Genomic DNA, 21,597 nt, shown 5'->3' with positions numbered 1-21,597 from the left:
TTTTTTAAATGGTATCAATGTATGGGGCCAATTACTAAATCTACTTTACGAACAAGCTTCGTTTTAGGGATAAGACTCCTCGTACAAGCAGGAACTTTATTGCTCGTTGCTCGATTACTTGGCGCCAGCGATTACGGATTATTTGCTGGAATTGCAGCTCTAGCAGTTTTGATAGGTACATTTTCTACATTTGGTACCCACTTAGTGTTATTAGGGGAAGTGTCGAAAAGCCCAGCACTTTGTACTCAAATTCTAAGCTATGCTATCCCCACAACTTTAATTTTTTCTAGTATTTTATTTTTGCTTTATATTGGCATTTGTTCATTTCTTTTTTACAATCTTAGCCCTTCGCTTATTGTTATTATTTGTATTGGTCTAACAGAAATTATTTTATTACCACTATTCTTATTATCAACTATTGAAGAACTAGCATTAGGGAAAACGGCTAAGTCACAATTATTAGTTATTTTTCCATTAGCTTTACGGACATGTGCAGTTGGTCTTGTCTTTTTAGTAAATAGCTCTGAACCACTTATATTATTTTCTTGGTTGTATCTTGTAACTGCTTTAATTGCTTTATTTTGTAGAAAGTTTTTTAAGCCTAATGCTTGGCTTAGACCGAAGGATTGGCGTTTAGCCAATAAACAAGAGTTAAAAAATAGTGCGGGTTATGCTGCTTTAGCAATCACAGCCGCAGGACCCAGTGAAATGGATAAAATGCTTGCGGTTAAGCTTTTACCTTTAGGCATGAGTGGAGTATATGTTGCAGCAGCTAGAGTTATGGGGGCTGTCGCTTTGCCGATTATGGCATTGTTACTTGCAGCATTGCCAAAACTCTTTAGAACACATAATGCTCCAGCCAATTCATTCTCGCAATTAAATGTTTGGATTCTTATTACTGTACTTATTTATGGTGTGGTGATTAGTGGTTTTTTGTGGTGGATTGCACCTTGGATTGAACTTGTATTTGGTTCTCACTACCATGGAATGACAGATTTATTGCGTTATTTATGTTATGTAATACCATTTTTATTACTTCGAATCAGCTTAGCTAATATTTTAATGAGCATGGATAAACCATGGTTAAGAGCTTTAATAGAAGCTCTAGGTATGGTGATTCTAGTTTTATCTGCAGTTATATTTTCTTCTTATTTTAGTGTATTAGGTATTATATTTGCTCTAGCAGTGTCAGAAGCTACTATGGCAATTTTAAGTTTAATAATTGTATGTTATAAAAAAATTGGAGATTGATTAGAAAATGGGTATTGATGTCCATGCATTACAACTTTTGCAGTATAACAAGCAAAAGAACTCTAACTTAGGTAAAACCTTGACTTTAGGACGACAAGCAGTCTTAGTGGGTCCAAAATTAGCGAAAAAATGGGTGGGCACAGATGAGGGAGCATGGTGTGAGGAGTTGTTAAAAAATCACTTTAATGCAACCAAGGTCGATTCAATAGATAACTCAGACTATGAAGATGCAAGTATTATCTATGATTATAATAACCCGATACCTTATAGCTTAAAAGAGAAATATGATACGGTCATAGATTTTGGTTGTAGTGAACATATTTTTAATGTCGCACAAGCATTTCAAAATACTATTGATGTTTGTAAGCTGGATGGAACTATCTTACATATTTTACCAGCTGATGGCTTTTGTGGGCATGGATTTTATCAATATAGTGCAGAATTTTTTTTCTCTCTTTATAACGAAGAAAATGGCTTTGAAGAGACAGAAATATTTATTTCTGATTTGTATGATCCGCAAAAATGGTACGCTGTGACGAAACCTAGTCAGGGTGAGCGTATCAATATTAGAACGCAAAATGAGACTTATATTATTGTAAGAACAAAGAAAATAGTTCATAAGAGTATCTTTATACAGCAATCAGACTATACTTTTTTGTGGAATGAAAATAAGAAAAAAAATGTTAAACCTTATAAGGTGGGTAAAATTACCAAAATAAAGGAGTTAATTAGCTTTTCTCCGCTAGTTGTAAAATTATTTATGCATTTAATTGCCTATATTACTAAAGAAAATCATGCAAAAAAATTAGATAAGCATCCAAACTGTAAGTTAGTTATACCACCTAAGATATAGGTGGTTTTTTATAACCAATTATTACTGTCTCCTCACCATATTTAGGAGTGATGCAATTCATACAGTCCATAATTAAGTACCATTTCAGAGTACGTAAAATAGAGGGTTGATTATCTTTGAGGGTTTTCGTCAGTTTTAAACTTTCTAGCCAATTAAATTTTGCATGTGGCCCACGGTTTAAAATTTCAATATTTTGAAAACCTGCTTCATCTAGCCAACGTAATAATTCAGATTGTGATGGAATACATAAATGATAAGGGGGATGTAGTCCAGCCCAACTTTTACCGAAGATTTGAGCACCATTTGATAAGGGATTAGGTGTTCCTATCCAAAGACATCCATCATGATTGAGCTTTTTAAAACATTCTTTAATAGTTTGCTGAGGGTCTACAACATGTTCTATTACCTGATTCATCGTTATGATATCAAAGGTTTTATCATCGTAGGATTCTAGTCCACCTAAGCGAACGTTTAAGCCTCTTTTTTTACATTGTTCGATAATGATAGGATCAAAATCACATCCATAAGAATCAAAACCCATTTGCTGTGCAATATGCAAAAATTCTCCTGCACCACACCCTAAATCGAGTAATTTGCCTCTATTTTTAAAATTAGATAGTGTTAAATTTCGACCAAAACGATCTAATTTATAACGTAAAGGCGGAATGAAACTAAATAATATATAACCTAGACTCAGTGAATTTTTATCAAACTTCAGACCTAAGCGTTTAGTTAGGTATCCTCTTACTAATTTCCAAAATAATGATTCACTAGCAAACACCTTCTCCATTTGAGTTGGCTTATGTGTCAAATAATCTTGATAAAGAGCGGCAAGACTATTTTCTGAAGGTCTTGGATTCACAAAAAAGGATTTACAAAAAGGGCAATTGTATATGTTCCATATGTCTGGTATAAGCCCTTCATCATCATTTCTTGAGTATATAGGCTCATAATCAACAGCATGTTTACAAGCAGGGCAATGTTCTAAAAGTGTAAGATCACCACGAGACCAAGTTAAATTTGTCATTTAATATCACCCTTTAGATTTTTGAGAATGTTTTCCCACTGATCTATAGCCACTTCTTTCGTAAATGGTTGAGCACGTTGAATAAGCCAATTAGGTGCAATATGAATTTTTTTATTTAGATTTTTAGTAATTGCATTCGCTAGAGCTTGTATATTTTCATTTTCTACTAATGTTCCCCAACGACCATTTTCTAAAATTTCTGCAGCACCATAAGGGCAGTCTGTTGAAACAATATTACATTGGCAGCAAATCGCTTCAATTAAAACAGTAGGTAAACCTTCAAAGCGGGAAGATAAAACAAATAAGTCGGCTTGTCTCAAAATATTAAAGGGTTGGTTGGTGCTTCCTTTTAGGGTGATAGATGTATTTAGATCTAAAACGTCAATAAGGCGTTGTAAATTTTCCTTTTCTTCCCCATCCCCCCAAATTTCTAAATGCCAAGGTTGAGGGACTTTCTGCATGGCTTGAATCAGAATGTCAAAACCTTTTTGTCGAGTTAATCGACCTAAAGCAATAATTTTTGGTGAATTATTAACGAAATTTGTTGTTGTGCTCTTAGGGACTAAATGTTTATTTTCTAGGACTGGATTGTAGATTGTAACTACTTTATCTTCAGAGCATTGAAACTTATTGAGAATATCTTGTCTTACACCATTGGAGACAGCGATGATTTTATCAGTGTTTTTATAAACTATAGCTGCAAAAAAATTATCTAACCTAAAACGTAGACGGCCCATAACATTTGGTTTAACAGTAATAATGTCATGAGGCCCGTGTACACTATGTACCCAGCAAACTTCTTGATTAGAATGTTTAATCGCTAAGTATGTTAAAAAGCCAACATCAGCCAAGGCACTTACAATATGTGTTGGTTGCCATTGGCGAATTAAGTTGCTGAGTTTGGGTACAAATTGATGTAAGCCCTTTGCTGCGATTTCATAAACTGGGCACAAAGCTTCTGCTTCGGGTAAAAACTCACCATAAGCTTTTCTTAAAGCGAACGCGCAATCATGACCTCTATTTCTTAACTCCTTGACTAAATTTAGCGTAACCCGTTCAATACCGCCAGTAATCATGCGTGGAAGAACAAATAATATGCGCATTATACCTTGATCTCAAATTGTAGATAAATTTTTGTAAAGCTTAATATAAGTATTTAACATGCTTTTTTCGGAAAAATTATGATTTACTTGTTCTCTTGCTATAGCAGATAACAATTTTAATTCACAAGTATTTTCATAAATTTTGTTTATGGTGCTTACAGCTTCGTTAATGTTTTTTACTAAATAGCCATTAACTTGATGATCTATGATTTCTTCAACAGCAGTCCCTTTTAGTGCAATAACTGGTAATCCACATGATAAGGCTTCAAGAACAACTAAAGGTAGTCCCTCACTTCTAGACGGGAACAAAAAAGCATCTGCTTTTTGCATTTCTTTAACTACTTCAGTTTGTGTTAAATATCCTAAATCATGCATATTATTTGGCATTGTTTCTTTGTCTTTTTCAGCAGCTACACCACCAGTATAGTATAATTCAAACTTTTCACCCAGCTCACGCATAATAGGAGACAATAAATCTACCCCCTTACGACTCATCCAACTACCAACATATAAAAGTCGAAAAGGTTCATTTTTTTGTCGTACCCTATTACCTGGGCAAAACAAATTAGTATCAATGCCATTGTAAATAACTTGTGTAGGAACATTACATAAAGTTTGTTTGGCCATATTTGCAACGAATTGACTTACAGAGGTTACTTGTTGCGCCCTCTGCATAACACGACGTTCATTTGGAGCTATCCAATACTGATGATAGAGTGCTCTTAATATCCCTTTATAAGGGCGTAAATTTGGGTCATGTATGGAATGATGTAGCGTTGCAAGTATAAGTAAGTTTTTAGGTAAAAAACGACTATGCAGCCAAGTATTGACATGTATTATATTAGCCCATTCTGGTGTCTTAGGAATAGGCACAGTCCATGGCAAATATTCTGCTCGTAGTGGCAACCAAGTAATTTCCGCTCGAATATCTTGCTGATTGAGCCCATCTACTAATCGTTGTGTAAAAATGTCAGTGCCAGTACCAGTTCGAACTGTTGGAAACCATATCCCTAATTTTTTCATAATTGAGCCTTAATTTTCTGACCAAATGTACCCCACCTAAATCTTTTGGCAAAGTTCTGACATTGCTCAATATTTTTAGTCTGTTTTAATGCCATTATCGTTTGCTTAGTCAACGCTTCGTAGTTGTTTTTTTCAACCAACCAGCCCGATTCATTTTGCTTAACTGCATCCACAATCCCCCCAGTTGCAAAAGCAACGGTAGGCGTACCATGTGCAGCCGCTTCTATTGCCACCATACCAAAACCTTCTGGGTCATCTGGAATATGTTTCACTGGGAAAATATGTAAATCAGCTAAATAATAAAAGCTCGATAACACTTCATTATCACTAATATTACCTGTAAAGATAATATTATTCTCAATATTATGTTTCTTTACAGTAGATAAAATAAGCTCTTTGGATTGTAGATTTTTATTTAAAGACTGATTTGGTGTATCCCCAATAATGAGAAGTACAGTATTCGGTATTGCTTTTACAATTTCAGAAAAACTTAAATCAATGAACTCATTTAGGCCTTTGCGTTCTGTTAATCTACCCACAGAAATCAGTATTTTTTTATCCTGTAACTCATATTGATTTTTTAATTGTTGAATGAGTTGTTCATCTCTAGATTTTGGAGGAAAACTAACACCAGGGTGGATGATTGCTAATTTATTTTTTTGAACTGCTTTTGTAATGCAAATATCAAATGTAGGTGTACTGTTTGCAATAATTTTATTGGCCATTCGAATTGCGGGTACCCATATAAAATTATAAATAGGATGATTTGTTGCAATATCCAGTCCATGAATATAGACAATGCTCTTTTTTCTGAATATTTTTGCCCAAAAAACGGCAATTGGAGCAGTTAATCCACTTCCTGCGAAAAGTACATCAGGTTTTTGAGTTAAGCAAATAAAAAAAGTTTTTAAAAAAGCTAAAATAAGAAAAATAGGTAAAGGATTCAGTCTTACACCATAAAAATTACATTTTGAAGGAGCAATTTCTTTTCCTTTATTATGGCTAAGTAGTATTACATCATGATTATGGCTAAGCTCATCTGCTATATGCCAATTCAAGCGTTCCATCCCGCCAATAAGGGGGGGAAGGTTGCGAGTAATAATTAAAATTTTGTTCTTTGGCATAATGGTTGAGATTTATAAATCAGTCTTATAGTGTAATTGATTTGTAAATTATAAAGGGAAACTAATGCAATAAAACATGGATTAATGACATTAAAAGGCATAATACGTCATTTTTTATTGTAATAATTTAATTATTTTATTTATTCGTAATTGTTCACTAATATTTAAGGATCGCGTAGTGTTCTTAGAGAATAAAAAATGAGAGTTGCTAAAGGGTTTACACTCATTGAGCTTATGGTCGTAGTTGCTATTGTTGGAATTTTAGCAGCTTTAGCCATTCCAGCATACCAAAACTATACGACTCGTGCACAAGTATCTGAAGCCTTGGATATGGCTTCTACGTATAAGGGTGAATTAATCGCTATTTATGGAGAAAGTGGTGCTTGTCCGACCCTCATTAGTGATTTGGGTACAGATTCATCAGGTTATATTCATTCTAAATATGTTGAATCTATTGCTTTAAATACAACTCATAGTGGTGCTATATGCGCTTTTGAATTTAATTTTTCAAATTCTGGTATAAATACAGGAGTAGCAGGTAAACAACTTATCTTTGCAATGATGAATTATGCAGGGAATGGTGCCGCCAAATGGGAATGTGCTTCAAATAATATAAAACAGATGTATTTGCCATCAATTTGTAAAGGTATTTAATTATAGGGTTATAGAGGTAACTTAAGCTGAGTGTATAATTCACTCAGTTTTTTTTTGCGCATTTTTCAATGAAAGCAATTTTACCTATACTCTCCGCACTATTTTTAGCACTGGCATATCTTTTGCCTTTTCATAAACTGCCATGGACAACTTTTGGTAGTGAAGTTTTGACTTTTTTATCAGGCATCACATTATTGTGTATGTTTCTGAAAAAAGATCTAAAAATTCCAAAGCCACAGCTTTTGGCACTTCCGATTTTATGCATCCCGATGTTGCAGTATGGCTTTGGGCACATTCTGTATTTTAGTAATGCTTTGCTATGTACAGCATATCTATTGATGTTTTGGCTGATGGTTGTTGTTGGTTATAACTTATCACTAGACAAGTTTCATCGAGAAAAAACATTTACAGCGTTGAGTATTGTGATTTTAATTGTAGCGCTACTTTCAAGTGTAATCGCAATTTGTCAGTGGTTAGGTATTAATTCATATTTTGCGCCATTGATGAATTTCCTTAAAGGAAACCGTCCTTATGCCAACTTTGCCCAGCCCAACAACTTAGCGACTTTTTTAACGATGGGGGTTTTCGCCTGTTTATATTTTTATGAAAAGCGCTTGATTTCAAATATCGTTTTGATTCCATCTGCGTTGATTTTAGTCTTCACGATTGCATTAACACAGTCTCGTACCTCTTGGGTGGTGTGTTTATTTGTTCTTATTTATTTAGCAATTAAACAATTTAATGAGCCGAAACGTTTCAGTTTTACAAAATTATTGCTTTGGGTAGGCATCTTTGTTGCTGCAATTGGTTTATTGCCTTATTTCAATGCTTTAATCAGTACTGTTTCGCAGCAAACAGTTGTGGAGACTGCAACTGCTGTAGAGCGTGCATCTTCAGGTTATTTACGACTCGATATGTGGTCACAAGCGTGGGTAGCAATTCAGCAACAACCTTGGTTGGGTTATGGTTGGAATCAAACAGGCATGGCACAGATTGCTGCATTTGATCTTTATCCGTCACATGAATGGTATAAGACAGCGCATAACGTCATTTTAGACTTGTTGATTTGGAATGGCATTCCCTTAGGTGCTGTGATTATTTTATATGTTGTCGGTTGGTTGTATTGGCTCAATAAAGGCATTAAAGAGCCGATTTCTCTAACAGCAACACTCATGGTTTGTGCGATTTTAATCCATGCTTTGTTAGAATATCCGATTCATTATGCTTATTTCTTATTACCAATGGGCTTTTTGTTGGGCATTATTCAAGCACAATATCCATATTTACCAAGTAAAAATTTAAAACCTGCCGTTACGCTGAGTTTAGTATTAATCGGTCTTTCCTTATGTGCTGTAGTGTATCGGGATTATCTGTTATATCGTCAGCAGAGCGTATTTATCAATCTTAAAAAGCCCCTGACAGCTGCACAGCAAACCGTGATGGATCAACCGATTTGGTTGTTATCACAGTTTGAGGAGCGGGTCTGGTGGATTGGTTTAGATCCATTCACTAAAATGTCGGATGTACAATTGCAGCATTTAGATCGTATGGTGGCAAATCTGGCTTCTAAATATGACCTATTAAAATATGCACAAATCCTTGCATTTAATGGTAAAAAAGCTGAAGCAGAACATCAACTTTGGATTTTGAACCAATTGCATCGAGATAAGCACAGTTATCAGGATTTATTGCCAAAAGCTGAAAAATAGTCATAAAAAAACCCTTTGTATATACAAAGGGTTTTTAATTTCAGGTCATACTTAGAGTTGGCTTTGAATATAATTTTCGATACCCACATTGTCGCTGAGATCAATTTGGGTGGTCAGCCAATCCCAATATTCTTCTTCTTTCTCTAGAATTTCTTGGACTAAATCGCGTGTTACATAGTCAAGATGTTCTTCAGCAAGCCCGACAGTTTTTTGTAGTGCTTCAATATTTTCTTTGACTTTACGAATGTCGCAATTCAGTACTTCTAGTGTATGTTGCCCGATGTATAATTTACCCAAATGTTGCAAATTAGGTAAACCTTCCAAAAATAAAATGCGTTCAATGACTTTGTCTGCATGTTTCATTTGGCGAATAGATTCTTTATATTCTGCTGAACCTAATTGCTCAATGCCCCAATCATTAAACATACGTGAATGTAAAAAGTATTGGTTAATTGCGGTTAAATGGTGATAAAGCACTTGATTCAGTTGATTGATAACGTCACGATTGCCTTTCATGGTGAATGCTCCATTTTAAATCTGTGCCTCAAAATATTTTTAAGGCAATCCATTGTTTTATAGTAATCAAAATTGCACACAGTTTCGAGCTCTTTATAGAACAGCAAATGAAAATCGCAATCAAAATCATGGAAGATGAAGATTTCACTCAGGCTTAAGGGTCATAAAAATGATTGGGTTTGTATTTAAAATAAGATCAAAAAGAATTAAAAAGAAACCCGCTTTGAGTCGAAGCGGGGGAGGAAGATGATCATGATGGATTATTATGGTTATTTAAATAGCAAAAAGTAGTTAAGCAGCGACAGAAATTCGTGCAGCAATTAGGGCTAATTCTTCATTAATAATACTTTTTGCTTCAGGTGCACAACGCCCACAGCATGTCCCTAAGTCCAATAATTCACGAACTTCACGATAGCTTTCAGCACCATTTGCCATGGCATCTTTAATATCTTGATCGGTAATACCACGACATAAGCAAACGTACATGAGAATCAACCACAGGTTTAAATGCGATAATTGATATTATTGATAATTATTATCGTTTGTCAATGAAATTCATTTAAATATCGATATTTTGTTCATTGAGTTTTTGGATAAAAAAATACCACTTGATCGGTGGTATTTTAATTGGGATTTAAATTTTTGATATTTCTATAAATTATTTTTCAATAATCACAATGCCGTCCATCTCAACCAAAGCATTTTTAGGCAGGCTTGCAACACCGAGTGCAGCACGTGCTGGATAAGGTTGTGCAAAATATTCACCCATAATTTGATTGACCAATTGGAAATGAGACAAATCAGTTAAGAAAATATTGAGTTTTGCGATGTCAGCAAGAGAACCGCCCGCAGCTTCACAAACGGCTTTTAAGTTATCAAATACACGGCGAATTTGTGCTTCAATACCTTCTACGAGTTCCATGCTGTATGGATCTAAACCAATTTGACCTGAGAGATAAAGTGTGTTGCCAACAAGAATGGCTTGAGAGTAAGTACCGATCGCAGCAGGGGCATTTTCAGTATGAATCACTTGGCGGGACATCAATTTCTCCTATTTTTCAATTCAATCCATCATATCGGATGAATGATATTCTCGAAAGGTATATCGGTTTATCTGATTAACACGCTTTAGAAACTTGTGGGCTTGCGAGCGGCATGGCTAAACGTGTGACCCGTGGGAAGCCAAACAACATTCGAATTTCACGAATAATTTGTGCAATTTGTTTGCGGTCTTTAACAACAATATTGACAAAAGTTTTTTCATCTCGACTTTGTACAGATTCAACGCCAGTTTTGAGTTTTCGACATAAATAAATCAATTCTGAAATTTGTTCGTCATTTAAAATTAAATCTATACTTAAATAAGCGCTAAAGTTGATGTCATCTTCGGTTTCAGAGTTCCAGTGCAATGGCATGATATTTTCAGGATGTAAATGTTGCTCGTGCAATAGGTTGTGACAACGTGAACGATGCACAATCAAACCACGGCGTGAAATATGCCCTTGAATTGGGTCGCCGAGTACAGGATTGCAGCAATGTGCGTATTTAACATCGACACCTTCCGTGCCTTGAATGAGGCGCTCAGACGCGGCGTTATCTTCTTGATCTTGGGCAAAGAGATGGTTGGCCACCAGTTGTGGTAGTAAGTCGCCCACTGCGATTTGCTCATATAGGGCTTCTTTACTACTGACATGTCGCCATTGTAATAAATCGATCCAATCAGACTCAGCGAGATCTTTAACAGAAAGATTAAATAGTTTTAATGCGCGATTTAGTGCTTGCTGACCGACAAGACGTTGTTCTTCAATATCTTGATCTTTTAAAATATGTTGAATTGCACGGCGTGCTTTTTGTGTATTGATAAAACTAAGCCAATCTGGATTAGGTGTTGCTAATACATCGGTGATGACTTCAATGACTTGACCGCTTTGTAGTGGTGTAGAAAGTGGTTTAATCTCACCATTAATTTTTGCACCTACGGCATGGTTGCCTAAAAATAAACTGGCAGAATAGGCGAAGTCGACTGCTGTTGCACCTTGTGGTAGTTCATGCAGTTGACCATGTGGCGTGTACACCCAAATTTTTTCTTGGTGTAAATAATCTAATAAGTCGTTAAACGTTGTTTTGGCACAATCCCCATCCACCAAAATATTTAAATTTTTCATGGAGGCTTGGATGGCTGAACGACACGCTTGCGGTGCATTTTCTCCTAACACAACGCCGAAACGAGCAGCTTTACGCATGAGCTCCGTTTGAATGGTCAGTGATAAGGTGGTTTTTTCACCTTTTAAGCGTAGCATTAAGGACTGATTTCCACCTGGGAGTGGATAACGAATATGATCTTCGTAATGTAATACTTGGAAATTTTCACGTAATGCTTCAACCAAGCGGTCACAATCGGCAATACTTTGTAAAATAATTTCAAAGGCATGACTATGTGTTAGTTCTTGTAAATCAATTTCATTTTTAACAAAGTGACGAAGTAATTCAATATTATTATTTTTCTTTTTGATACGACCTTGAATGCTATAGGTATGCAATAAGTCTGCTAGATTTTGTTCCCATGTGGTTTGATATTTACAGCGTTCAGGCTTAGTTGTAAGGAGTGATGCTTGCACATCATTATACATGTCAAGATCAAGATTTTGATAGCATAAATGTTCTAAGTTATCCGCCATCTCATTCATACCAACAAGACGTGCCATGGGTACAAATACATCAAAAGTTTCTTGAGCAATACGTGCACGTTTATCTGGGCGTAATGAACCTAACGTCGTCATATTATGATAACGGTCTGCTAATTTAATAATAATGACACGTGGGTCTTGTAAGGTGGCTTGCAATATTTTTCGGAAAGAAGCTGCTTTATTGTATTCTTTATCACTTGAATGGCTGAGTTTGGTCACACCATCTACGAGTTCAGCAACAACACGACCGAATTTTTCTGCAATATCCTCTTTGCTAAAATCTGTATCTTCAATGACGTCATGTAAGAGTGCTGCCATTAATGTTTCTGCATCCATGCGCATGTGTGCCAAAATACAACTGACCGCAATCGGATGAAGAATATAGGGTTCACCACTTTTGCGAGTCACACCATCATGTGCGATGTCTGCATAATCGCATGCCGTAAGCACTTGCTCGACTTCGCTTGGTTTTAAATAAGCGTCGATAATAATATTGAGCTGTTGCTTGGCTTGGCTGACCACTTGGCCTGGCATAGAACACCTATTTCCGTATTACAAAATCAAGGGATATTTCGTCAATGCTTTAATGAAAAGCATATTGAATGAGTTGTCAATTTTAAAAAATAAAAACCTTTATTTTTTTTAACAAATATTTTGAATTTTGTCGATTACTTATCTAAATAAATTGCAATAAAAAAGCCTAGTAAATACTAGGCTTTTTTAGAAAGCTCAACTTATTGGAAAGAAAAGCCTTCTAAGTTTAAGTTATTCACTGAAAGTGCAAGGTCAAGACTTGAGGTTTGATAGTCTTGATCACGTTGTTTCAAAATGTCTTTGGTTACATGTCCTGCTGCAATTTCACGTAAAGCAACAACAGTCGGTTTGTCATTGTCCCACTCTAAAGTTGGTTCAATGCCTTGACGTGCCAATTGACGCGCGCGTTTGCTTGCCACTAGTACAAGCTCAAAGCGGTTGTCTACATGGTCTAAACAATCTTCAACGGTTACGCGTGCCATAAGAGTTCTCGTATGAATGTAAATTTTTAAATAGACTGTTAAGTATAAAATGCTTTAACTTTATACTCAAGTTTAATCACACACTCATTTAGGTTCAGGTGTAATTAATTTCTCAATTAAAGCTTGATGACGATTTGCTTGTTGACTGAGTTTAAGGCGATTGGCATTGATCACAGATTCAAGGTCATGCAGTGCTTTATTAAAGTCATCATTGATAATAATATAATCAAAATTGACATATTGTTGCATATCTTCTACGGCGCAGCTTAAGCGATGCTCAATCACTTCTACCGAGTCTGTGCCACGATTTGACAAGCGTTGACGTAAATCAAACTGCGTAGGAGGCAGAATAAAAATTTGTTTTGATTCAGGAAAAAGTTTACGAACTTGCTCAGCACCTTGCCAATCAATTTCAAGTAAAACATCATGTCCTTTGGTGAGTTGTTCTCGTACAGTCGCTTGAGACGTACCATAATAATTACCAAAAACTTCAGCATATTCGATGAAACCGCCTTGATTGACCTGCTCAAGAAAAATTTCTTTACTGGTGAAATGGTAATGAACGCCTTCGAGTTCACCCACACGTTGACCACGTGTAGTATGAGAAACAGAAACGTGCAAATTACTTACACGCTCAAGCAGGGCTTTCACGAGAGATGTTTTGCCTGTTCCTGATGCAGCAGAAACGACAAACAATAGACCCGACATGATATTTTTCCTGATATGATAAAATATCTTCTCTATTTTAGAGTAGAGTGCGCACAAACAAAATAGCTTTTGAATATTGTTTGTCATTTTCTGAATAAATTTTATTGAAACTTTGAGTGAGCCTTGAGGGTGTTATGAAAATTGTATTGGCCAATCCACGTGGTTTTTGTGCAGGTGTAGACCGTGCAATTGCGATCGTCAATCGTGCACTTGAATGTTTTAACCCGCCGATTTATGTCCGTCATGAAGTGGTACATAACAAATTTGTCGTGGATGATTTGCGTCAGCGAGGCGCAATCTTTGTTGATGAGCTTGATGAAGTCCCTGATAATAATATTGTTATTTTTAGTGCACATGGCGTATCTAAGGCTGTACAACAAGAAGCTGAGCGCCGTGGCTTAAAAGTCTTTGATGCAACTTGTCCCTTAGTTACCAAGGTTCATATTGAAGTGACCAAGTACGCACGTGAAGGTACGGAAGCGATTCTGATTGGTCATGAAGGACATCCTGAGGTTGAAGGGACAATGGGACAATATGACACTAAAAAAGGTGGACATATTTATCTGGTTGAAGATGAAGACGACGTTGAGTCTCTACAGGTACAAAATCCGAATAAAGTTGCATTTGTTACTCAAACGACTTTATCCATTGACGATACAGCAAAAGTAATTGATGCATTGCGTGGAAAATTCCCCAATATTCAAGGGCCACGCAAAGACGACATTTGTTATGCCACACAAAATCGTCAAGATGCTGTTCGAGATTTGGCACAGCAATGTGATGTTGTACTTGTGGTGGGTTCACCAAACTCATCCAACTCTAACCGTTTACGTGAGTTGGCACAACGTATGGGGAAACATGCGTATTTAGTTGACAATGCAGATGAGTTAAAAAAAGAATGGTTTGCTGGCATTGAGAAAATTGGTGTGACGGCAGGCGCATCGGCACCAGAAATTTTAATTAAGCAGGTTATTCAACGTTTACAGGACTGGGGCGCAGAAGCACCACAAGAATTAGATGGGCGTGAAGAAAATATTACGTTTAGTTTACCTAAAGAATTAAGAATTCAAGTTACACAGGCTTAGAATTTAACTCACCTTTATTGCCGATAATTGTTAAACAGTTATCGGTTTTTTTGTGCCATTTGTCTACTATGTATTGGTTTTGTATAAATTGTTAATAAAATATAGATAATAATAAAGTTTTGTCGGTGAAGGAAGAATGCAAAAAAACAGGGGATTCACCTTAATAGAGCTTATGGTTACGCTTGCTGTTTTAGCGATTATTGCTGCACTGGCTATGCCATCTTTTGTGAATACAATTAAGCAACGACAATTAGATACAGCCTTTAGAGAGCTTTCACTTGCAATAACTGATGCAAGAAGTCAGGCAGTGAATATACGACAAGATGTTGAGTTAAAACTCAATTCTAATGATGCTAATACAGCTACTTTACTGAATTGGAATTCTAATATAAGCGAAGTTTCTTTAGAAAGTGGGAGTGTAACGAATATTGTTTTTGAGCCAACTGGAGGTGTAAAAAACTTTAATCAGACCACGATGTCTTTTTCTATTTGTCATGCAGATTTAGGTATTTCTAGGCGTTTACAGCTTACTCGTATGGGCTCTATTACTACGTTGGCTGAGGGGACATGTTGATGAATTTACAAATACAAAAAGGTGTTGGATTAATAGAAGTAATAGTTGCTTTGGTTATTTTGGTTATTGCAGTTCTGGGTTTTGTTGCTTTACAAGTCAGAGCTATTGAAGCTTCTCAAGATTCTGTTTTTAAAACACAAGCTGTGCATTTAATGCAGTCACTCTCTGAAAGTATTCGTGTAAATAATACAGCTAAAGCAAATTATGTGACTGATGTAAATACTTATCTTTTGGCATCTTCAAAACCAACAGCGACAGTAAATTGCAATACTACGGTTTGTACTCCTGCACAACTTTCAACTTTTGAGTCCTATGCCATAGCACGACAAGCGGCTATACAGGGGTTGAGTTTAGGTATAGCAACTTGTCCAGGAATTGCTACAAATACACCTGTTGCAGATAGACGTTTATGTATTTTTAGTGTTTGGAAAGATACGACACTGACTGGAACTGCAGCAAATTTAAATGTGACTAGCTGTATGAGTAATACAGGTGTTTATGTTGCTTCTTCAAACTGCTTGATGATGGAGAGCTATTAAAAATGATAATTAAAAAACAAAAAGGTTTCACATTAGTTGAGTTGATGGTTGCTATTGCACTAGGCTTATTAATTGTAGCTGCTGGCTTAGCTATTTTTTTAAACAGTTTGAAAAATTCTCGTTTACAAGAAAGTGTAGCACAAGTTCAGGATGGGGGAATTTTTGGTCTCGAATATATAGCAAATCATGTGAGGTTGGCGAATTATGGTAATGTCGAAAATCGAAACTTAAATGATCAAACTGTAAAAGGGGGAGTTGTTTTTACAACAGGTTTGCCCACACAAACCAATATTAATTTGGCTATAGGTAATGCAAATGCGACAACTGCTTTTGCAAATACAATTGTCACGAGATCTAGTGGTTTAAGTAATGTAAGTCTTGCGAGTGATCAATTAACAATACAATTTGTTGCACCAACAGATATGCAAAATTGCGTAGGTGAGAATGTTCGCAAAGGCGATAGAGTTGTACAGAGATACTTCTTACGTCAAGAGAATAATAAAACGGATCATGATACAAATATTACAAGCTTAGGTTTAGCCTGTGTAGCAAATACTCCATTAGATATTCCAAATGCAAACCCGACGTTTTTGACAGGGTTTGGGACGACTAACATAGGTGAAATTATTATTCCTAATGTAGATTATTTTGGTTTTCTCTTGGGTGCACGTACAGGTAATAATTATCGTTATTATACAGTAGATGAATATATAGCAGCAGCCGCAGCAGCAAGAAATGCACAACCTGCTCAGGAAGTACCTTCGATTGAAATGATTAAAATGGCAGTGCTAATTCGATCACAAAATGAAGTGAGAACAGCACCCATTACGCTATCGACATATGAAATTTTCGGAAGAGCCGTCACTTTAAATACACCAACTACAAAAGGTGTAACGAATAAATTTGTACGCAATGTATATGTCACTACAATAGCTTTGCGTAATGCTTTGGGAGATAAAATATGAGAACTACCCAATCATTAGCACAACAAAAAGGTATGACACTGATTACAATTATGATTATTTTACTTTTAGTCACAGGAATCGGTGCATTGGCAGTAAAATATTCTATAACAAGTTTACGAATTGCAAGCAATAGTCAAGTACGTCAGCTACTTACTCAGTCATCAGATTTACCTTTATATATTATTCGTAATAAGTCACCTGTGGTATTGCGACGTTTGGATAATGTAGTGGGTTTAGCGATTAATAATAGTTTGCCCGATCGAGAATATATATTTTGTTATCGTCCACAATCACAGAAAAATTTTGCCCCTATTAATAATGTTGCGCAAATCTCACCCTATAGTACGACGGGAACAGCCATTACAAGTGATGTTATGCGTTTAATTTCTGGTACAAATAGTAGTTTTTGTGATCTGAATGCCGATTTTGGGAGCGCAAGAACAGGTGTTGTGACTCAAGTTGCAATTTCATTGATTACAGAGAGTGCCGGTGAGACAGAGAAAGGTGAATATTTACCCGAAGGAACTAATGCAAGTGGAGCAGCTCATTTAGGTGCACAAATTACAGGTAGTCAACGTGTAAGGATTACTACAACTTCGATGTTACCTGCATATTCAACTGCTTCTATAAGCACAGTCCAAAGTGAGTGTTTAAGTACATCTAAACCAAGATTAAATGATAATACTGAACATCCATCATTACGAACTTTAAAAGATTGTATATCTGATTATGGAATTCCGGTGGTATCGCAAACGCAAGAATTTGTATTGGCAAATACGCTCATCGAAGTTTCTAAACCTGAATAAAGCATATTTTAATTAAATAGATTTTCTCACTAGCCGGAAGGTGGAGAATGGAAATGAAAAAAACATATCTAAGTTACCTATTAAAAGTAATGATGAGTAGTAGCATCTTAGTTACAGTACCATCTTTACTGCAAGCATCAGATTTACAAATTTATGCAGGTCCTGGTACAGCAGGTCAAAAAACATTAATTATGATGCTAGACCGCTCGGGTAGTATGGGGATGGTGGCTGATGATCTTGGTAATAATGCAATTGTTGCAGATTATGGTGATATTTTTACCTTCAATACCTGTAGCGCTGTAGGAGGTACGGGAAAAACTAAATTTAGTACTAGAACAGAAACAGATCGTATTTTTCCTGATATCTCATATACGCAGGTTTACTGTGAACAGCCTAATAACCCAAGAAAATATTATGATCGACTATCTCGATTAAAAGACGGTATGTTTGCATTATTAAATAGTGCAGATCCAAAATTGGAAAAAGCCTATATCGGCTTGGGTTATTACTCTGCGGAAGATAGTGTATCCGGAGTTATTAAAGTACCAGCAAAACCTTTAGGTGCTATTAACTCAGATCATCGTAAGGATCTAAAAAAAGCAATTGCTGCGTTGTCTGCAGGATGGTCAACGCCAACTTCACATGCTTATGCTGAAGCAGCAGCTTATTTATTGGGTACAACAACAACAAATCCTATATATAATTTTGTAAATAAACCTTTAATTGAAGCTTGGTATTCAGCATCAAATAATTCTTATGTTGCTTATAGGCTATGTGATAGAGCAGATGGTGAAACATGCCTCAGTAGTTGGGGGTCATATGTGTATCAAGCAGTACCTTCGGGATATACTTATTTAAGACAATATGGTGATGCTACTTGGAACAAAAGGCTTTATCAAAAGAGCGTAGGGACGAATGATAGTATTAGTTCTTCTAGCGATTCTGGTTTTGCAAAGTCTATAAGTACGAGTAAGAATACTGGAGGGACTGCGTATAATAGTCCTTTGCCAGAAACAGCAGCAACTTGTGATGGTCAGGGGGTATATATTTTATCCGATGGGCAGCCAAATAATACAACTGATCCTCGTTCAAATGCAATCATGGCAAAAGCATTAAATCAAAGCTCTTTTTCATGTGATGTCTCTAATAGTTTAACAAATAGTCATTCGGGTAGTGGTTGGAAGTGTATGGGGGCTTTTGCAAGAAGCCTATATGCAGAAACTAACCCTAAGCAGCGCCCAATTCAGACAGCTTTCGTTGGTTTCGGTAAAGAGTTTGAAGGAGCGATGTCTGCGAGTTTGTCAGTAGACACACGTAATGCATGTCAGCTTGGTTCAGCTAAAGAGGGTGATGATTGTTCATTCTATAATAAGGATAAAACCGAAAAACCAAATACAATATTTCGGAATAGTATGACTGGTTTTGGTAATGGTGGATTTTTCCAAGCAAAAGATGCTGTAGATGTTACAAATAGTGTATTGGCTGCTTTAAATAATTTAGATACAGGAACAATTGAGCCATTAACGACAGGTGCTTGGTCTGTACCTATTGATGATTTAAATCCAACGGGAGTTACATCGTATGGTTATGTTCGAGCATTTCAGCCAAGACCAGGTAGCACAGATGTATTGTGGGCTGGGAATTTAAAAAAATATGATATTGTGAATGGTGCTTTAGCTGAAGGTACATCCACCACCTCTTCATTAGTATTAGATAATAAAGGTAAGTTTAATACAGGGATTAATGATCTTTGGGGAAATGTAGGTGCTGATGAAGGAGGAAGTGTCTATAAAGGTGGTGCTTATAAAAACATCCCAATGCCGATTGTTAGTGCACCAACTCAAGTACGTAATCTTTATACCAATTTTAAATTAGATACGAATGATAATTTAACTTCCCAATTATCTAAAGGGGCTAATTTATTGCGTTTACCAGAAGTGGCAAACTCTACTTTAGCAACGACAATAACAAATCTAAATGAAAATGCAGTAACCTCAAAATTTACTAATTTATTAAAACGTAAAATACTTAACTATTTAGGTTTTAAAATTGATTTAAATGATACTGCTTTACCAACAGATTTAACCACTGTGCCTTTGCAAGAACAAGGAAAAGAATGGAATAGCTTAGGAGGGATTTCTCATTCACTACCCGTGCAAGTCACTTATGCAGGGGTGTTAAATAGTGATGGTGAATTACAGTCTGCACGTAGTCAATCAATCTTATTTGGAACAATGGAGGGGGGGCTACATTTAGTAGATGCAGATACTGGAGCGGAACAATTTGCATTTATTCCATCGGATATTTTATCTGACCCTGTGCAATCTTTGGCTTTGAAAAAGGATGAAACATCTACAGTCGGTGTTGCAGCAGGCACAGATGCGGCTTGGGTCGCTGATCCAACATATAAATATGAGCAGGTGGGTTCAGGGGATACCGCTGTAACAAAGATTGTTGCTGAGAAAATGTATGTGTATGGCGGTTTACGTATGGGTGGTAGTAGTTACTACGGCCTAGATATTACGACAAAAACTTCACCGAAGTTTTTATTTAGAATTAGTGCTGATCAATCGGCATATAGTCGTATGGGGCAATCTTGGTCGAAACCGGTACTAGGGAATATTCGAATTAATGGTGTGATTAAGCGAGTTATGTTTATTAGTGGTGGTTATGACACATGTTATGAAGATCCACGATTTAAACTTGGTACAGATTACACAGCAGATGCATCAAAAAGTCCGACTTTCCAAGCACAATGTTCAAACAGAACAGAGGCAAAAGGTAATGCAGTTTATGTTGTTGATGCTGAAACAGGAGACCGCTTATTCTGGGTGAGTAATACGAATGCGGATAAAAATAATGCAGATATGAAACATAGTATTGTAAGTGATATCTCTACATTAGATACAGATGCTGATGGCTTAGTAGATCATTTATATTTTGGAGATCTTGGAGGGCAAGTTTTCCGTGTTGATTTAAATAATAAAAATAAAACATCAAATAATGAAAGTTTTGGTGTACGTGTTGTTAAAGTTGCAAATTTAGCGACAAATGCAGCAGGTACAAATATTACGAATGGCAATAATCCACGTTTTTATGAAGCACCTACATTAACCATGCATCGTGAGCAAGGGAAAAGGTTTGTATTAATGACGGCTGCATCTGGTGATCGTAGTTCACCATTAGATGTTGCACCTTTAGGGCGTGCACGTCCATCATCAGTACCTGCGGCATTAACGGGTCAATTGGCAAATAATATTTATGCCATTATGGATACGGATGCTCTGAAAAAAGATTTAAATACAAATTATGCAATTGATTATGCATTAGCGATTAAAGATTTGACTTTAGCAAGTCTTATACAAAATCCTCAAGTTGTTGTTCGAAATAGTAATTTTTCTACATTAAAGAATCAACTCATTCCTTATGTGGCTACGGTAACGACAGCAACTCGTTATGGTTGGTATCGTTCTTTATCGAGTAATTCGCAAGGCACAGAAAGAGCAAATAATAGTTATCGACAATTAGGTGGGATTAAAGCTTTTGAACCATTAATTGCGATAGCTAACACTTTGGTCGCGACAGTTTATGATCCAGAAAGCGAAATTATTAATCCAAATCCAGATCCATGTCAGGTTCGAGTTATTGGAGAAACTTACCGTCAATATTATTGTTTGCCATTTGGTGTCTGTATAACAGGAACTGGTACGAATGTAACACTTAACAATACTGTAGAAAATAAAACAGGTTATCGTCCAGGACGAGACTCAGATAAGGTCTCTGGCGAGACTGTTAGCCCACCTGTCGGGCAGGGGATTTTAGGAAGTACATTTGCACCAAAAGATTCAGATGGAAATTGTGGTGGTTTACAGTTGGCAGATAATCTTCAAGGTACGGGCGAATGGAAATGTATCGCCCAAACAAAACCAATGAATTGGTATGCTAAATAGGTGAAAA

Annotated in this window: 20 protein-coding genes; 10 read left to right on the top strand and 10 right to left on the bottom strand. The window is 36.2% G+C overall.

The window, feature by feature from the left end; genetic code table 11:
* Positions 1-21 precede the first annotated feature (21 nt).
* Together HUV91_RS14460 and HUV91_RS14455 are read left to right on the top strand one after the other, a co-directional pair.
* On the top strand, positions 22-1,251 hold the full coding sequence (locus HUV91_RS14460; RefSeq protein WP_174493866.1) for a lipopolysaccharide biosynthesis protein: 1,230 nt from the start codon (positions 22-24) through the stop codon (positions 1,249-1,251).
* Between the two features lie 7 nt (positions 1,252-1,258).
* Positions 1,259-2,104 (top strand): hypothetical protein, encoded by an 846-nt coding sequence (locus HUV91_RS14455; protein ID WP_174493865.1) that lies wholly within the window; start codon positions 1,259-1,261, stop codon positions 2,102-2,104.
* Here the strand turns inward: HUV91_RS14455 and HUV91_RS14450 are convergent.
* From HUV91_RS14450 to HUV91_RS14435, 4 genes are read right to left on the bottom strand one after another with little or no spacing between them, the layout of a single operon-like run.
* Positions 2,094-3,131 carry a class I SAM-dependent methyltransferase gene (locus HUV91_RS14450; RefSeq protein ID WP_174493864.1) on the bottom strand — a complete coding sequence of 346 codons (1,038 nt, stop codon included), beginning with the start codon at positions 3,129-3,131 and terminating at the stop codon, positions 2,094-2,096. The genes HUV91_RS14455 and HUV91_RS14450 overlap by 11 nt on opposite strands.
* Entirely contained in the window at positions 3,128-4,234 is a 1,107-nt protein-coding gene (locus HUV91_RS14445; protein WP_174493863.1) for a glycosyltransferase, read from the bottom strand. Before HUV91_RS14445 ends, HUV91_RS14450 begins: the two co-directional genes overlap by 4 nt.
* A 12-nt stretch (positions 4,235-4,246) precedes the next feature.
* Positions 4,247-5,257 carry a glycosyltransferase family 4 protein gene (locus HUV91_RS14440; RefSeq protein ID WP_174493862.1) on the bottom strand — a complete coding sequence of 337 codons (1,011 nt, stop codon included), beginning with the start codon at positions 5,255-5,257 and terminating at the stop codon, positions 4,247-4,249.
* On the bottom strand, positions 5,254-6,381 hold the full coding sequence (locus tag HUV91_RS14435; RefSeq protein ID WP_174493861.1) for a glycosyltransferase family 4 protein: 1,128 nt from the start codon (positions 6,379-6,381) through the stop codon (positions 5,254-5,256). Before HUV91_RS14435 ends, HUV91_RS14440 begins: the two co-directional genes overlap by 4 nt.
* A gap of 198 nt (positions 6,382-6,579) precedes the next feature.
* Between HUV91_RS14435 and HUV91_RS14430 the strand changes: the two genes are divergently transcribed.
* Positions 6,580-7,035 (top strand): pilin, encoded by a 456-nt coding sequence (locus HUV91_RS14430; protein WP_174493860.1) that lies wholly within the window; start codon positions 6,580-6,582, stop codon positions 7,033-7,035.
* A 68-nt stretch (positions 7,036-7,103) separates the two neighbouring features.
* Positions 7,104-8,744, top strand: a complete 1,641-nt coding sequence (locus HUV91_RS14425; RefSeq protein WP_174493859.1) for a PglL family O-oligosaccharyltransferase — start codon at positions 7,104-7,106, stop codon at positions 8,742-8,744.
* A 51-nt stretch (positions 8,745-8,795) separates the two neighbouring features.
* Here the strand turns inward: HUV91_RS14425 and bfr are convergent, their stop codons facing one another.
* The 6 genes from bfr to gmk form a co-directional block, all read right to left on the bottom strand.
* Positions 8,796-9,260, bottom strand: a complete 465-nt coding sequence (gene bfr, locus HUV91_RS14420; protein ID WP_174493858.1) for a heteropolymeric bacterioferritin subunit Bfr — start codon at positions 9,258-9,260, stop codon at positions 8,796-8,798.
* Positions 9,261-9,551: 291 nt separating this feature from the next.
* Positions 9,552-9,746, bottom strand: coding sequence for a bacterioferritin-associated ferredoxin (locus HUV91_RS14415; protein ID WP_130072231.1), 195 nt, complete (start codon positions 9,744-9,746; stop codon positions 9,552-9,554).
* Between the two features lie 172 nt (positions 9,747-9,918).
* On the bottom strand, positions 9,919-10,302 hold the full coding sequence (locus HUV91_RS14410; protein WP_111859199.1) for a RidA family protein: 384 nt from the start codon (positions 10,300-10,302) through the stop codon (positions 9,919-9,921).
* A gap of 76 nt (positions 10,303-10,378) precedes the next feature.
* Positions 10,379-12,481, bottom strand: a complete 2,103-nt coding sequence (locus tag HUV91_RS14405) for a RelA/SpoT family protein (RefSeq protein ID WP_174493857.1) — start codon at positions 12,479-12,481, stop codon at positions 10,379-10,381.
* Between the two features lie 200 nt (positions 12,482-12,681).
* On the bottom strand, positions 12,682-12,963 hold the full coding sequence (gene rpoZ, locus HUV91_RS14400) for a DNA-directed RNA polymerase subunit omega (protein ID WP_065993767.1): 282 nt from the start codon (positions 12,961-12,963) through the stop codon (positions 12,682-12,684).
* Between the two features lie 84 nt (positions 12,964-13,047).
* Positions 13,048-13,671 (bottom strand): guanylate kinase, encoded by a 624-nt coding sequence (gene gmk / locus HUV91_RS14395; protein ID WP_130072229.1) that lies wholly within the window; start codon positions 13,669-13,671, stop codon positions 13,048-13,050.
* 134 nt (positions 13,672-13,805) lie between these two features.
* Between gmk and ispH the strand changes: the two genes are divergently transcribed.
* The 6 genes from ispH to HUV91_RS14365 all read left to right on the top strand — a co-directional run bounded on the left by ispH (position 13,806) and on the right by HUV91_RS14365 (position 21,590).
* Positions 13,806-14,756, top strand: a complete 951-nt coding sequence (gene ispH / locus HUV91_RS14390) for a 4-hydroxy-3-methylbut-2-enyl diphosphate reductase (protein WP_174493856.1) — start codon at positions 13,806-13,808, stop codon at positions 14,754-14,756.
* Positions 14,757-14,892: 136 nt separating this feature from the next.
* The gene (locus HUV91_RS14385; RefSeq protein WP_174493855.1) at positions 14,893-15,330 is read left to right on the top strand and encodes a pilus assembly FimT family protein; all 438 of its coding nucleotides are present in this window, start codon (positions 14,893-14,895) and stop codon (positions 15,328-15,330) included.
* Entirely contained in the window at positions 15,330-15,869 is a 540-nt protein-coding gene (gene pilV, locus HUV91_RS14380) for a type IV pilus modification protein PilV (RefSeq protein WP_174493854.1), read from the top strand. The genes HUV91_RS14385 and pilV overlap by 1 nt, the downstream gene beginning before the upstream one ends.
* Before the next feature lie 2 nt (positions 15,870-15,871).
* Positions 15,872-16,834, top strand: a complete 963-nt coding sequence (locus HUV91_RS14375) for a PilW family protein (protein ID WP_174493853.1) — start codon at positions 15,872-15,874, stop codon at positions 16,832-16,834.
* Entirely contained in the window at positions 16,831-17,640 is an 810-nt protein-coding gene (locus tag HUV91_RS14370) for a pilus assembly protein (RefSeq protein WP_174493852.1), read from the top strand. The genes HUV91_RS14375 and HUV91_RS14370 overlap by 4 nt, the downstream gene beginning before the upstream one ends.
* A gap of 53 nt (positions 17,641-17,693) precedes the next feature.
* On the top strand, positions 17,694-21,590 hold the full coding sequence (locus tag HUV91_RS14365) for a pilus assembly protein (RefSeq protein ID WP_174493851.1): 3,897 nt from the start codon (positions 17,694-17,696) through the stop codon (positions 21,588-21,590).
* Positions 21,591-21,597 lie beyond the last annotated feature (7 nt).

It is taken from the genome of Acinetobacter sp. Marseille-Q1623 (assembly GCF_902809895.1).
Lineage (GTDB): Bacteria > Pseudomonadota > Gammaproteobacteria > Pseudomonadales > Moraxellaceae > Acinetobacter > Acinetobacter piscicola_A.
Note: the sequence above shows the minus strand (reverse complement) of the source record. Positions and strands in the feature narration are given on the sequence as shown.

Coding starts and splice junctions, on each gene's coding strand:
- HUV91_RS14365 (WP_174493851.1), top strand. CDS start 17,694: ATGAAAAAAACATATCTAAGTTACCTATTAAAAGTAATGATGAGTAGT.
- HUV91_RS14450 (WP_174493864.1), bottom strand. CDS start 3,131: ATGACAAATTTAACTTGGTCTCGTGGTGATCTTACACTTTTAGAACAT.
- HUV91_RS14425 (WP_174493859.1), top strand. CDS start 7,104: ATGAAAGCAATTTTACCTATACTCTCCGCACTATTTTTAGCACTGGCA.
- HUV91_RS14435 (WP_174493861.1), bottom strand. CDS start 6,381: ATGCCAAAGAACAAAATTTTAATTATTACTCGCAACCTTCCCCCCCTT.
- ispH (WP_174493856.1), top strand. CDS start 13,806: ATGAAAATTGTATTGGCCAATCCACGTGGTTTTTGTGCAGGTGTAGAC.
- rpoZ (WP_065993767.1), bottom strand. CDS start 12,963: ATGGCACGCGTAACCGTTGAAGATTGTTTAGACCATGTAGACAACCGC.
- HUV91_RS14445 (WP_174493863.1), bottom strand. CDS start 4,234: ATGCGCATATTATTTGTTCTTCCACGCATGATTACTGGCGGTATTGAA.
- HUV91_RS14375 (WP_174493853.1), top strand. CDS start 15,872: ATGATAATTAAAAAACAAAAAGGTTTCACATTAGTTGAGTTGATGGTT.
- gmk (WP_130072229.1), bottom strand. CDS start 13,671: ATGTCGGGTCTATTGTTTGTCGTTTCTGCTGCATCAGGAACAGGCAAA.
- HUV91_RS14415 (WP_130072231.1), bottom strand. CDS start 9,746: ATGTACGTTTGCTTATGTCGTGGTATTACCGATCAAGATATTAAAGAT.
- HUV91_RS14440 (WP_174493862.1), bottom strand. CDS start 5,257: ATGAAAAAATTAGGGATATGGTTTCCAACAGTTCGAACTGGTACTGGC.
- pilV (WP_174493854.1), top strand. CDS start 15,330: ATGAATTTACAAATACAAAAAGGTGTTGGATTAATAGAAGTAATAGTT.
- HUV91_RS14370 (WP_174493852.1), top strand. CDS start 16,831: ATGAGAACTACCCAATCATTAGCACAACAAAAAGGTATGACACTGATT.
- HUV91_RS14385 (WP_174493855.1), top strand. CDS start 14,893: ATGCAAAAAAACAGGGGATTCACCTTAATAGAGCTTATGGTTACGCTT.
- HUV91_RS14460 (WP_174493866.1), top strand. CDS start 22: ATGGGGCCAATTACTAAATCTACTTTACGAACAAGCTTCGTTTTAGGG.
- HUV91_RS14455 (WP_174493865.1), top strand. CDS start 1,259: ATGGGTATTGATGTCCATGCATTACAACTTTTGCAGTATAACAAGCAA.
- HUV91_RS14405 (WP_174493857.1), bottom strand. CDS start 12,481: ATGCCAGGCCAAGTGGTCAGCCAAGCCAAGCAACAGCTCAATATTATT.
- HUV91_RS14410 (WP_111859199.1), bottom strand. CDS start 10,302: ATGTCCCGCCAAGTGATTCATACTGAAAATGCCCCTGCTGCGATCGGT.
- bfr (WP_174493858.1), bottom strand. CDS start 9,260: ATGAAAGGCAATCGTGACGTTATCAATCAACTGAATCAAGTGCTTTAT.
- HUV91_RS14430 (WP_174493860.1), top strand. CDS start 6,580: ATGAGAGTTGCTAAAGGGTTTACACTCATTGAGCTTATGGTCGTAGTT.